Here is an 11823-nt window from a genome sequence, read left to right on the forward strand (position 1 = left end):
TAAAAATCCGTTAGGGATAACGGTTGTTGAGATAAGGGACCACGAATATATTTATCTGTGTTTCTCCCTTTCGTCTTCTTCATCGAAAATTTGAATGACCGGTTCTTTAAAAGTCTTGTTTGTCGTATGCTTATCCAAGGTTAACAAAAGCGAGGGTAATATAATGAGGTTGGAAAGCATCGCTGCCAATAGGGTAATGGAAACGAGGATGCCTAAAGCAACGGTTCCGCCGAAGTCCGACAAAGCAAAGATTCCGAAACCGAAGAAAAGGATAATGGCGTTATAAATCATGCTTTGCCCTGTCTCTTTCAACGCCAGAACGGCAGACGACCGAATACTCCAGTTTGTCCCTTGTAACTCTTGCCTGTATTTTGCTAAATAGTGAATGGTCCCGTCGACTGAAATACCAAAAGCGATACTGAATACTAATATGGTCGATGCTTTGATCGGGATTCCACAGTATCCCATAATGGCGGCTGTAATAATTTGCGGGATGAGGTTTGGCAGGAGGGCAACGATAACCATGCGTTTACTCCGGAACATCCATGCCATGAAAATGGCGATAAGGATAATGGCTAATAGCAGGGACGTGAATAGATTGGTGACTAAATACTGGGTCCCTTTAAAAAAGATGATACTTGATCCGGTTACCTTTACAACATTTCGGTCTCCGGGGAAATATTTTCCAATGATCCCGTATAATTTATTCTCTTTTTCCTGCATTTTTTTGGTACCGATATCCTTTATACGGTAGCTCATCCGGACATTTCTTAGGGTGGAGTCAACAAATGAATTTGCTTTTCCCCCGATACTTCCTGCGGATTGGGAAGCGTATTTTAAAATAAAATTTTTCGTTTGATTGCTCGGCAATTTGTAATAGGTCGGTTTCCCGTTATAAAAAGCCTGATTGGCAAATTTAATCACCTCAACGATGGAAATGGGTTTTGAAATGTCTTCGTCTTGGGAGAGTTCTTGGGCTAATAAATCTAATTTCTCCAAGTTGGATAACTTGATGACTTGATTCGGTTTTTTGAAATCAATCGTGATTTCCAAAGGCATTAAACCGTCGAAATTATCCTCGAAAAACATGAGATCCTGTCGGATCGGGTCGCTCTCTTTCAGATCGTCAACCATGTACCCTGTAGATTTCATCAAAGAGATACCGATAAACCCTAAAACGACTACAATGGAAGCAGTAATATAAACTTTATTCCGGTGATTAATAATAATTTCAATAACCTTATTTAAAGTGTCGTTTACAAATTTATTATGTAGATGCTTGATTTGCTTGCTGTCCGGAGACGGAAGAAAGCTAAATACGCAGGGAATCATGATTAGGCAAACCAAATAGACAAAGCTGATACCGATGAAAGCGGTGATACCGAATTCAACGAGAATCTGACTGGAGGTAACGATAAATGTGGCAAAACCGGCAGCTGTAGTCAGGTTGCTAAGGAAAGAGGCGTTTCCTATCTTTTGAATCATTCTCTGTAAAGCCTTGATCTTGTTCCCGTGGCGATCGTATTCGGCGTGAAATTTATTAATCATGAAGACCATGTTGGGAATACAGATCACGATTAATAATGGGGGTAACATAGCTGTTAAAAGCGTGATTTTAATTCCGAGCATAGCCATGACACCTACGGTCCAGCAAACGCATGTAAGAACGATTAATAAACAAAACCCGATGATTCGGAAAGAGCGGAAGAAGAGGTAAAGGATAAAAGTCGAGATCAGCAGGGAGAGAATAATGAACATATACATCTCTCCCTTGATATTTTCGGCATTTACGACCCGAATGTAGGGTAAGCCGGAATAATGCATTTTAAGCTCGTGTTTGGCAGAAAATGCTTCCGTGATTTTTAAGATATCCTTGACCAGTCCTACGCGTGCCGGAGAGTTCATGACATCAGCCGAAACGGAAACCATCATGCCGTAAATCGCTTTTTTCTTGTTAAAAAGTGTTCCGTCGTAAAAAGGGAGATTCTCCACGATTTGAGACAAACTATCGGCTTCCCGCTGGTTTTTGATGTGATGTGGAAATATGGGTTTTATGTCGAATCTGCGATTGGCCGTATCTTTACAGAGATTGAAAGAGTGAGTGATGTCCACTAAGGCGATAACTCCGCGTAAAGTTTTTAAGCTATCGCACATTTGTATCCAATCGTTGAGTTTGTTCACTTCGTAAAAGGAGGTGTCCTGAATGGCAAATACCATGACATTCCCCTCTTGACCGAATTTTTCATGGAAATCGATGTAATCGAGAAAAGCACTGTCTGTTGATGGGAGAAGATTGGCGTATTCATATGACATTTCGACCTTTCTGATTTGAGAGGCCAGAAAGAGGGTAATAATCGAAATGGCAATAATAAAACCTATCCGGTTTCTAAGAAGAATTCCGGCAATCTTAATCCACATATTTCACATGTTAATTTTATATATTGTCGCAAAAGTAGGATAAATGCATTTAATCTTTAAACAGTTTCGGATTTTTTTTATGTCGATTCACATCTCTTGCTGTTTTTTTTGCAAAATTATTACTTATGGCGGAATTTAAATCTACCCCCGTTTGATTGGCTAAACATACTAAAACCCAGAGAACGTCGGCCATTTCATCGGCTAAATTATCTTTTTCTCCTTCTTTGAAAGATTGGTCCCCGTATTTCCTGGCCATGACTCTTGCCAATTCTCCTACTTCTTCTGTCAGAATGGCCATATTGGTGAGTTCTCCAAAATATTTTACCCCGTAAGTTTTGATCCAGGCATCAACAGCCGTTTGTAATTCTGTCAAGTCCATACTATAATAATTTAAAATTCGTCGTCGTCCTTTTGTTGCTCTTAAAAAGCCATGTTATTCATTCGTTGTAATCTCCTGTTGGAGTAATCAGCGTTTAAGGATCGGCTATTTTATAACTTGTTCTTACTGTCCATGAGGATGGTTACCGGTCCGTCGTTGAGGAGTTCTACTTCCATTTCTGCACCGAATTGCCCGGTTTTAATCTCATTTTTAATCTCTTTTTGCAATGTGGAGACAAATTGTTCGTAAAGGGGAATTGAAATGGAAGGTGGTGCCGCATCGATATAGGAAGGGCGATTCCCTTTTTTGGTACGGGCCATTAAGGTGAATTGACTCACGGCTAAAATCTCTCCTCCGGTTTCTAATATGGATTTATTCATTACTCCGTTTTCGTCGTCGAAGATGCGGAGATGGATGATTTTTGATACTAACCAATTGATATCCTCTTCCGAGTCGTCCGATTGTATCCCGACAAGTACCAACATGCCTTTATTTATGCTTGAAAAGAGGTGTCGGTTTATAGTGACGCTGGCGCGGGAAACTCGTTGAATGACTACTTTCATGATGAATAAGGTTTAAAATCACGCAAGGGATTTGTTATAAAAACTAAAAGTCGGAGTTTCCTCCAACTTTTAGCTTAAAGTTCATCGTGTATCGTTTTATTTTTTTGCATACAACTCTTTGATCGCTTCGGCCAATCTCTTCACTCCCTCGATATTTTGTTCCTCGCTCATGTAAGAGAAGTTGATACGCATGGTGTTTTTACCTTTTCCGTTACAGAAGAAAACGGTACCTAATACAAATGCCACGTTCTTTTCGATTGCAATTTTGAAAAGATCTTCTGCATCGTATTGCTCCGGTAAGGTTAAGAACAAGAAAAGACCTCCTTCCGGGTGAGTCCAGCTAACACCTTCCGGCATGTACTTTTCAAATGCTCCTATCATTGCATTCAATTTACCGCGATAGAGTTCGACAATCTTTTTCACGTTGGCGTCGAAATAGTTCTTTTGGAAGAATTTCACGGTAATCTTCTGTAAAAATGCAGAGGTACAAAGGTCCGTGCTTTGTTTTGCCTTTACGAAGTTGTCGATGATCATCGGGTGTGCCAATACCCATCCCATACGGAATCCCGGCATGAATATTTTAGAGAAAGTTCCCAGCGTGATGACATTGCCTTCGCCGTTATCTAATTCGTATAACATATGTTGTGGCTTGCCGGAAAAGCGTAATTCCCGGTAAGGACTGTCTTCAATAATTAAGATCTCGTATTTTTTAGCGATAGCCAAGATCTCTTTTCTTCTGGCATCCGGCATGGTCATTCCGGCAGGATTCTGGAAGTCGGGGATCAAATAGATAAATTTGGGTTTTTCGCCTTTGGCTTTCATGTCGGCCAATGTTTTCTCCAGCTCGATGGCGCTCATTCCCTGTTCGTCCTGAGGAATTCCGACAGCGACCCCGCCATAAGAGTTAAAAGCACCGAGAGCCCCTAAGTAGGAGGGTAATTCGCAAATATATTTGTCACCCCGATTAAGGAAAATTTTACCTACAGTATCCAGCCCTTGTTGAGAAGAGGTGATGATGGTGATGTTCTCTTTTGTAACATAACTTAATCCTTGATCCCGGTAGCGTTGGGCCAGAATCTCCAATAATTCGGGAACTCCTTCGGTAGAACCGTATTGGCAAGCCGCTGCTCCGTCAGTGGCGATTACCTCTGCACATATTTCTTGCAATTGTTCTAATGGGAAGGATTCTTTCGCGGGAAGACCTCCGGCAAATGAAATGATTTCCGGTTTCTGAGTCAATTTCAATAACTCTCTGATTGCAGAGCGCTTCATCCCTTTGGCGCTGTCTGATAAAATTTCTTTGTAGTCGCTAACCATGTTTATCTTAATTAAATGAATAGACGCTTAATGCTATTTGTGTTGCGAAGTTAATAATAACTTTTTGAAATAAAATTTTTCGTATCAATTTTTTATTAATGCGGGTATTCCCGCTTTCATTTTTTATGTTTAAAGACTTTTTTAGTAATAATTTTGTTTCCGTGATCATGATAGATAACGCGTACACCGTGTTTTTTAAGGATTTAAAAGCCTGTCGAAAGAAAATACAAGATGATTAAAAAAGGGATCGTATTCCCTTGCAGATGTTACCAATGAAATAATAGCAAATTTTCTTTTCCGTTTGTTGCCGTTTAAATAATATTTGGAACTGCCATTTTTTTCAATTACTTTTGCAAACCGTAAAGGTCCCATAGTTCAACGGATAGAACGGAAGTTTCCTAAACTTTAAATCCAAGTTCGATTCTTGGTGGGATCACATTTTTTAATTGATAGTCAATGGATTAGTTTCCGGTTTACGTTTTAAGATGGAATTTTGATATTTCCTTTTTAAGTCGTCAATCTGAAAACGATCGTCGATCTTTTTTAATAGTATTTTCACCCTTTTCCCGGGTGCGGGGAATTGAATAGTCTTTTCTCCCTGTCCCTCAATCTTTCAATCCGCTAATCTCCCGATCTCTTAATCCTCTAATCTTTCAATCTCCTAATCCCTGTAATCTTCTCACTCTTTAATTCTTTTAATCTACGATTGTCGATATATAGTTTTTTTTATACTTTAGCCGAATTATAATGTGTAAAATTTGGGACTATGTATACGATAGACGAACTTCGTGAAATTGTAAAGAAAGAAATGGCGAAACAGGAGTATATAGAAAAGCCTTACTCGCTGTTCGAACCGATTAAATATATTTTGGAAGACGGAGGAAAACGGTTGAGACCGATTTTAACCTTGTTGGCCTATAACTTATACCGGGAAGATATAGAAAGGGTTCTGAAATCTGCCATCGGCATAGAAATCTTTCATAACTATACGTTGTTGCACGATGATGTGATGGATGATGCGGAGTTGAGACGGGGGAGGCAAACCGTACATAAAAAATGGAATAACAATGTGGCTATTTTGAGCGGTGATGCTGCTGCTATCACGGCTTATAAATATATTGAGCATTGTGAAGACCGCTACCTGAGGCGGGCTATCGACGGTTTTAATCAGGTGGCGATGGATGTTTGCAAGGGACAACAGTATGACATGGAGTTTGAGACCAGAAATGATGTAACGGAGGAAGAGTACCTTCATATGATTTATTTGAAAACTTCTGTTCTTATTGCGGGAAGTTTGCGACATGGAGCCTTGATAGCAGGAGCTCCGGAACATGAGTATAAAGCTTTGTATGATTTCGGCGGATTCTTGGGATTGGCTTTTCAACTTCAAGACGATTACCTGGATGTTTACGGGGATGTTTCGGAATTCGGGAAGAACATAGGAGGGGATATTGTTTCCAATAAAAAGACTTATATGTTGATCCGGGCTTTCGAGTTGGCTGATGAGGCGACTAAAAAAGAGTTGACGAGCTGGATTGAGATGAAGGATTTCTGTCCGGAAGAAAAGATTAAAGCCATAACGGAAATATACAACCGATTAGGAATCAAACAGGTCACATTGGATGCCATTAACAAATATTTGAAGAAAAGTCGGGAGATACTGTCTCAAATAGAGGTTCCGGAAGAGCGCAAACAGGTGCTTTATGAGGAAATAGATGCGTTGTGTGACCGTAAGAAGTAATACGATGGAAAAATCTAAACAGCGATTATTGGATGAACGTTACCTGAGGATGGCCCGCATATGGGCGGAAAATTCTTATTGTGTACGTCGTCAGGTCGGAGCATTGATCGTGAGAGGGAATGCTATTATTTCTGATGGATATAACGGGACTCCGTCCGGGTTTGAAAACATCTGTGAAGATGATAGGAATAAGACGAAGCCTTATGTTTTGCATGCAGAGGCGAATGCTATTACAAAAGTTGCAAAGTCGAATAACAGTAGCTTGGGGGCCACGTTATACGTGACCGCGTCTCCTTGTATCGAGTGTGCTAAATTGATCATACAGGCAGGAATTAAGCGTGTGGTGTATTCTGAAGATTACCGTTCGGCGGATGGAGTGGAATTGCTGCGGAAAGCCGATATCGAGGTGGAATTGATAGAGATAGAGTAAATAAAACAGATGAAAATGAACAGAGAAAATTTAAGGGCCGTTTTAACACCGATCGTGCTGGCGTTGGCGGTTGTATTTGGGATGATGATTAATCATTTTATACCGACAAAAAGGAACAATGCGGCCGCTTCTAAAATATTTCTGCCGGTTAATGGTAGTAAATTGGACGTTATTATCAACATGATCCAGCATTCGTACGTGGATACGGTTAACTCGAATGAATTGGTGGAAAAAGCCATTTCGATATTGTTGAAAGATTTGGATCCCCATACGGTCTATATCCCGGCTGAGGATATGCAAAGAGCCAATGAAAGTATCGTGGGAAATTTCGGAGGTATCGGAGTACAGTTTTACAATTATTTAGATACGGCATTAGTGGTTAAGGTCGTTCCGGGGGGTCCTTCGGAGAAGGCCGGAGTACAGGACGGGGATCGCATCATTCGGGTAAATGATTCGCTCATTGCCGGGAAAAATATGGATTCGAAACAGATCATGAGTATGTTGAGGGGGGAGATGGGAACGGATGTGAAATTGACTATTCTTCGTAAAGGAGAGCCTCAATTGTTGATCAAAAACGTTACGCGGGGAAGTATTCCGATAAAAAGTATAGATATCGCTTATATGCTGAATGACACAACGGGGTATGTAAAGATAAGAACATTCGGGATGCATACTTACGGGGAATTTATGCGGGCATTGGCAGAACTGACTCAAAAAGGAATGAAGAAGGTGGTAGTGGATTTGAGGGATAATGAAGGAGGGGTTCTTCCGATAGCCATCCAGATGATTAATGAATTTTTGGAGGAGGGTCAATTGATTTTATATACCCAGGGGCAAGCTTCTCCTCGTAGCGATTTTAATGCGAATGGAAAGGGAAATTACAAGGATTTGAAATTGGATGTGTTGATTAACGAATTCAGCGCATCGGCGAGTGAGATTTTTGCGGGGGCGATCCAGGATAATGACCGGGGAACAATCATCGGTCGCCGGTCTTTTGGAAAAGGATTGGTGCAGGAACAACGGATGTTGCCGGATGGTTCGGCCCTTCGTTTGACGGTGGCCCGTTACTACATTCCTTCCGGCAGGTCGATACAAAAGCCCTATAATGAGGGGAAAGAAAAATATTATAATGATATATACAACCGATTGAAGCATGGTGAATTTTCTCAGAAAGACAGTATTGTATTCGATGAGAAATTGAAATTCCAGACGGTTGGCGGGCGTACGGTTTACGGGGGAGGAGGCGTAATGCCGGATATTTTCGTACCCGCGGATACGACGGGAGCTTCGAGATATTTAGTCGCATTGTCTGAATCTCAATTGTTGTATGATTATACGTTTGATTTTATGGAGCATCACCGGGCCGAAATGAAAGATCTCAAGGATTATAAATCGATTCAGAAGTATTTGAAGCGCTTCGATTTGGTAGGCGATATGGCTGATTATGCGGCAAAGCGAGGATTGAAAAAGGATAAAAGGGGAATAAAAGATTCGTACGAAATACTTCGGGTGCGTTTGGAAGCGTTTATAGCCCGCCACCTGATCGACGATGAGGGTTTTTATCCTATTCTGGGTGAAAAAGATATAACGATACAGAAGGCAATAGAGGAATAATATGTTTTTAATGAAATTAGGATACGGGAGGCTGTTATGCCTCCTATTTCTATTTTTGACCGGTACGGGGCATATCCGTTCGCAAGAATATATTCCTTCCGGGGCAGGGATAAAAGTGAAACACGCGTTTTATTCCTTGGGTTTCGATACGATTCACAGGCAGGCCAACTGGGTGTATTACGAACTAAAAAGCAGGGGGAATAGAGCCGTTGGCCGCGAGAATGATTTTCGGGTAGACCCCCAATTGAACTTGTTTTCGGCAACTCCCGATGACTACAAACGCAGCGGTTACGACCGGGGACATTTATGTCCGGCAGCCGATATGGCTTTTGATAAAAAAGCGATGAGTGAAACGTTTTATATGTCGAATATGTCTCCTCAAGTTCCTGCTTTTAACCGCGGAATCTGGAAACGATTGGAAGATTTGCTGCGAAAACGGGGAAGGAAAGAGTTACTTTACGTGGTTACCGGTCCTGTTTTTAAAGAAAACAAAGGTCATATAGGCAAAAATAAGGTTACGGTTCCGGGGTATTACTATAAATTGTTTTATGCTCCCGCCTCACAACAGATGATCGCCTATCTGCTTCCCAACGCGGGGAGTGACCAGCCTTTAAAAGATTTTGCCGTATCGGTGGACCGGATAGAAGCCTTAACGGGGATTGATTTTTTTCCGCAACTACCGGATGAGATAGAAAAGCTGCTGGAGGCTGATACCGCTGCACATCCCGAACTGGTGTCCGGTTTGAAAAGGGGGGGTAAACCGGGAAAACGGGAACAGGCTGTATTGGTGGTTGTGACCGTTGTTCTTTTTGTTGCCTTGCAGTTTTTTATCCGAAAAAAGGGCCGGAAAAGAAAAGGCAGAAGAAAGAAGAAAAAGAGGTAGTTCTCGAGTTTTTTCGTTTGCGATGGTACAAAGGGTATGGAAAAGACTAATTCACTCCCGTTTCATTTACGGGGGTGTCGATGTTTTTCGTGGGAGTATATTTCCCGTACAGAGGAGGGTCTAAAATGAGGCCGGCGGTAGATGGACGCCTTTTCTGTCGTTCGGTTATCGATCTTTTGTCGTGTCCGTCTGCTTCTTTTTTAGCAATTGGTTGATAACCTTTACCATTTCATCGAATTCTTTTTTGTCATAAAGGCGGGTCATAAAAACGATCTTTCCGTTATCGTCGATAATGACATTCCGGGTAACTCCTGCTCCTTGGGCGGCAAAAGCATAAAACGCTTTACCTTCCGGATCGAGTAAAAGAGGATAGGTGATTTTTGTTTCTTTGGCGAATTTTTCAACAGTCTCTTTGGACTCTTTCAAGTCGATTCCGAAAAGGATGAACTTAGAGTTACCCTTCAGCTTTAGCCATATATCTTTTTCTATAAAAGGCATTTCCTTGCGACATACTCCGCACCAGCTGGCGGTGAACTGTAACATAACGATCTTCCCCCGTAAATCTTTCAATTGTTTTTTGGTCCCGTCGGGGAAAAGAAGTTCTATATCGGGAGCTTCGTCCCCTACTTTAACAATATAACCTCTATCCTCTGACTGCGCTTGAGTAAAAGAGCAAGCGAGTATAACAAGTAATAACCCTATACACTTTTTCATTTTATCTTTTTATCTGTTTCTGACTAATATTTTTTCAGACGTTTGACGCTCCCGCTCCAGGAGCAGCCTAAGCAATAAACAATTTCCGTGTTGAAACCTTCCAATGAATCTCCTTCATTCACGGGTACAACTTCGTATGTTGCGGTAACCTGAACAAGACATTGATTGCCGTCGCTGTCTTTCACGTAAAAACGCCGGATTCCGCACTGCGGGCAAAGTAAAAATCTCATCTATCTTCGTTTTTGTTTTCAAAGATAAGAAACTTTCAGTTGAAAACAGAAGCCTATTCGGGGTAAAATCATACTTTTGCAACAGTAATGGGATTAATTATGGAATTGAAAGATTACAAAATACATTTTGCTCCGGTACAGGGCCATACCGATTGGATTTACCGCAATTTGCACGAAAAACATTTTGGAGGCATAGATGCTTATTATACGCCTTTTATCCGTGTTGAAAAGGGAAATGGGTTCCGGACGAAAGATTTGAGAGATATTACGCCGGAAATAAATCGAGTCGGGGAATTGATACCTCAGGTACTCGGTGGAGATCCCGACGAGTTGCGGGTAATGCTTGCCATGCTGGCGGATAAGGGATACGGTCGGGTCGATTTGAACTTGGGATGTCCTTTTTCAATGATCGCGCGAAAAGGAAAGGGTGCGGGAATTTTATCCTATCCGGAGAAGGTTGCGGCTCTTATGGACGTAATCGGCGCTTTTCCCGTTTTGCACTGCTCCGTGAAAATGCGATTGGGATGGGAGAGTCCGGAAGAGGGAATGAAACTCTTACCCGTGTTAAACGAGGCCCCGTTGAAGGCTGTTATTTTACATGCGAGGGTGGGAGTTCAGGAGTATGGAGGAGAGGTGAACCGGGAGGCCTTTCGGGCTTTTTACGAAGGCTCTCGTCATCCGCTTTATTATAATGGCGATATTCGTACCCTTGAAGATATACGGGAAGTCGTAACATGCTTTCCTCTATTGGAGGGAGTAATGATAGGGAGAGGACTATTGGCGAATCCGGCTTTGGCGATGGAATATCGGGAAAACCGGGAACTGTGCCGGGAAAATCGTTTGAGAAAGTTCAGGGAATTTCATGATGAGTTGTTTGAACAAAACGGGGAGCGTTTACAGGGAGATCATCAGCTGTTGATGAAGATGAAAACTTTTTGGGAATATTTTTTACCCGAAACCGATCGGAAGGTTTTGAAAAAGATCAAAAAAGCCAATAAGGTGACTCAATATAACGATGCCGTGGCAGAGGCTTTTAAAGAGTAGATATGGGACAGATCCGAAAAGCTATATATATTCTGGTGGGTTGTATTTCCATTGTCTTAGGGGTTATCGGCATTTTTGTCCCGGGGTTGCCCACGACTCCGTTCCTATTATTAAGTTCCTGGCTTTTTTATAAAAGTTCCAAACGAATGCACGATGCGTTGCATCGTTCCCGATGGCTCGGCCCCTACCTGAGGCGTTTTCAAGAGCGTCGAGGCGTCAGTTGGAAAACGAAATGGTTTTCTATTGCTTGCATGTGGACGATGATCTCCATTTCGGCTTTTGGCTTTATAGAGCATATGCACCTTCGCTTGTTATTACTGGGATTAGGGGTGATCGGAACTTGTAGCGTTTTATTCATCGTCCCGAATGAGAAAAAATAGCACTTTGGGACGGGGTAAAAGTGCTATCGCCATAGAGTAAAAAATTCTGTGATTAGAAAATTTATAATTGAAACGGTTTCCTAATCACAGAATACCAAAATGAAATGAAT

Annotated in this window: 12 protein-coding genes and 1 tRNA gene; 7 read left to right on the forward strand and 6 right to left on the reverse strand. The window is 41.6% G+C overall.

From position 1 onward, the window contains the following. Positions 1-51: 51 nt before the first annotated feature. The 4 genes from BN3283_RS12855 to BN3283_RS12870 all read right to left on the reverse strand — a co-directional run bounded on the left by BN3283_RS12855 (position 52) and on the right by BN3283_RS12870 (position 4677). Positions 52-2418, reverse strand: a complete 2367-nt coding sequence (locus BN3283_RS12855; protein ID WP_059026859.1) for an efflux RND transporter permease subunit — start codon at positions 2416-2418, stop codon at positions 52-54. A 49-nt stretch (positions 2419-2467) separates the two neighbouring features. Further along, positions 2468-2797, reverse strand: a complete 330-nt coding sequence (locus BN3283_RS12860; RefSeq protein ID WP_041503237.1) for a nucleotide pyrophosphohydrolase — start codon at positions 2795-2797, stop codon at positions 2468-2470. Between the two features lie 110 nt (positions 2798-2907). Beyond that, on the reverse strand, positions 2908-3360 hold the full coding sequence (gene dtd, locus BN3283_RS12865) for a D-aminoacyl-tRNA deacylase (protein ID WP_041503238.1): 453 nt from the start codon (positions 3358-3360) through the stop codon (positions 2908-2910). A 96-nt stretch (positions 3361-3456) separates the two neighbouring features. After that, on the reverse strand, positions 3457-4677 hold the full coding sequence (locus BN3283_RS12870; RefSeq protein ID WP_041505255.1) for an aminotransferase-like domain-containing protein: 1221 nt from the start codon (positions 4675-4677) through the stop codon (positions 3457-3459). A 364-nt stretch (positions 4678-5041) separates the two neighbouring features. Between BN3283_RS12870 and BN3283_RS12875 the strand changes: the two genes are divergently transcribed. The 5 genes from BN3283_RS12875 (at position 5042) to BN3283_RS12895 (ending at position 9345) form a co-directional block, all read left to right on the forward strand. Continuing rightward, a tRNA-Arg gene (locus BN3283_RS12875) sits at positions 5042-5113 on the forward strand. A gap of 330 nt (positions 5114-5443) precedes the next feature. After that, positions 5444-6418 carry a polyprenyl synthetase family protein gene (locus BN3283_RS12880; RefSeq protein ID WP_041503240.1) on the forward strand — a complete coding sequence of 325 codons (975 nt, stop codon included), beginning with the start codon at positions 5444-5446 and terminating at the stop codon, positions 6416-6418. Positions 6419-6422: 4 nt separating this feature from the next. Beyond that, positions 6423-6848, forward strand: coding sequence for a deoxycytidylate deaminase (locus tag BN3283_RS12885; RefSeq protein ID WP_041505329.1), 426 nt, complete (start codon positions 6423-6425; stop codon positions 6846-6848). Between the two features lie 15 nt (positions 6849-6863). Beyond that, entirely contained in the window at positions 6864-8462 is a 1599-nt protein-coding gene (locus tag BN3283_RS12890) for a S41 family peptidase (protein ID WP_041505254.1), read from the forward strand. Between the two features lie 10 nt (positions 8463-8472). Beyond that, positions 8473-9345, forward strand: coding sequence for a DNA/RNA non-specific endonuclease (locus tag BN3283_RS12895; RefSeq protein WP_286137671.1), 873 nt, complete (start codon positions 8473-8475; stop codon positions 9343-9345). A 165-nt stretch (positions 9346-9510) separates the two neighbouring features. Here the strand turns inward: BN3283_RS12895 and BN3283_RS12900 are convergent, their stop codons facing one another. Both BN3283_RS12900 and BN3283_RS12905 read right to left on the reverse strand, forming a co-directional pair. Next, positions 9511-10059 (reverse strand): TlpA family protein disulfide reductase, encoded by a 549-nt coding sequence (locus BN3283_RS12900; protein ID WP_041503243.1) that lies wholly within the window; start codon positions 10057-10059, stop codon positions 9511-9513. 23 nt (positions 10060-10082) lie between these two features. Then, positions 10083-10289 (reverse strand): hypothetical protein, encoded by a 207-nt coding sequence (locus BN3283_RS12905; RefSeq protein WP_041503244.1) that lies wholly within the window; start codon positions 10287-10289, stop codon positions 10083-10085. Between the two features lie 99 nt (positions 10290-10388). On the opposite strand from BN3283_RS12905, the gene BN3283_RS12910 reads away from it, so the two are divergent. Further along, positions 10389-11333, forward strand: coding sequence for a tRNA-dihydrouridine synthase family protein (locus BN3283_RS12910; RefSeq protein ID WP_041505327.1), 945 nt, complete (start codon positions 10389-10391; stop codon positions 11331-11333). A gap of 2 nt (positions 11334-11335) precedes the next feature. Further along, positions 11336-11713 carry a YbaN family protein gene (locus tag BN3283_RS12915; protein WP_070807480.1) on the forward strand — a complete coding sequence of 126 codons (378 nt, stop codon included), beginning with the start codon at positions 11336-11338 and terminating at the stop codon, positions 11711-11713. Positions 11714-11823 lie beyond the last annotated feature (110 nt).

This window comes from Gabonibacter massiliensis, from assembly GCA_001487125.1.
In the GTDB taxonomy this organism is placed as follows: domain Bacteria; phylum Bacteroidota; class Bacteroidia; order Bacteroidales; family Marinifilaceae; genus Gabonibacter; species Gabonibacter massiliensis.

Excerpts from the sequence above, each read along its gene's own strand:
- BN3283_RS12885 (WP_041505329.1), top strand. The coding sequence starts at position 6,423 with ATGGAAAAATCTAAACAGCGATTATTGGATGAACGTTACCTGAGGATG.
- BN3283_RS12900 (WP_041503243.1), bottom strand. The coding sequence starts at position 10,059 with ATGAAAAAGTGTATAGGGTTATTACTTGTTATACTCGCTTGCTCTTTT.
- dtd (WP_041503238.1), bottom strand. The coding sequence starts at position 3,360 with ATGAAAGTAGTCATTCAACGAGTTTCCCGCGCCAGCGTCACTATAAAC.
- BN3283_RS12915 (WP_070807480.1), top strand. The coding sequence starts at position 11,336 with ATGGGACAGATCCGAAAAGCTATATATATTCTGGTGGGTTGTATTTCC.
- BN3283_RS12880 (WP_041503240.1), top strand. The coding sequence starts at position 5,444 with ATGTATACGATAGACGAACTTCGTGAAATTGTAAAGAAAGAAATGGCG.
- BN3283_RS12855 (WP_059026859.1), bottom strand. The coding sequence starts at position 2,418 with ATGTGGATTAAGATTGCCGGAATTCTTCTTAGAAACCGGATAGGTTTT.
- BN3283_RS12860 (WP_041503237.1), bottom strand. The coding sequence starts at position 2,797 with ATGGACTTGACAGAATTACAAACGGCTGTTGATGCCTGGATCAAAACT.
- BN3283_RS12870 (WP_041505255.1), bottom strand. The coding sequence starts at position 4,677 with ATGGTTAGCGACTACAAAGAAATTTTATCAGACAGCGCCAAAGGGATG.
- BN3283_RS12890 (WP_041505254.1), top strand. The coding sequence starts at position 6,864 with ATGAACAGAGAAAATTTAAGGGCCGTTTTAACACCGATCGTGCTGGCG.
- BN3283_RS12895 (WP_286137671.1), top strand. The coding sequence starts at position 8,473 with ATGAAATTAGGATACGGGAGGCTGTTATGCCTCCTATTTCTATTTTTG.
- BN3283_RS12910 (WP_041505327.1), top strand. The coding sequence starts at position 10,389 with ATGGAATTGAAAGATTACAAAATACATTTTGCTCCGGTACAGGGCCAT.
- BN3283_RS12905 (WP_041503244.1), bottom strand. The coding sequence starts at position 10,289 with ATGAGATTTTTACTTTGCCCGCAGTGCGGAATCCGGCGTTTTTACGTG.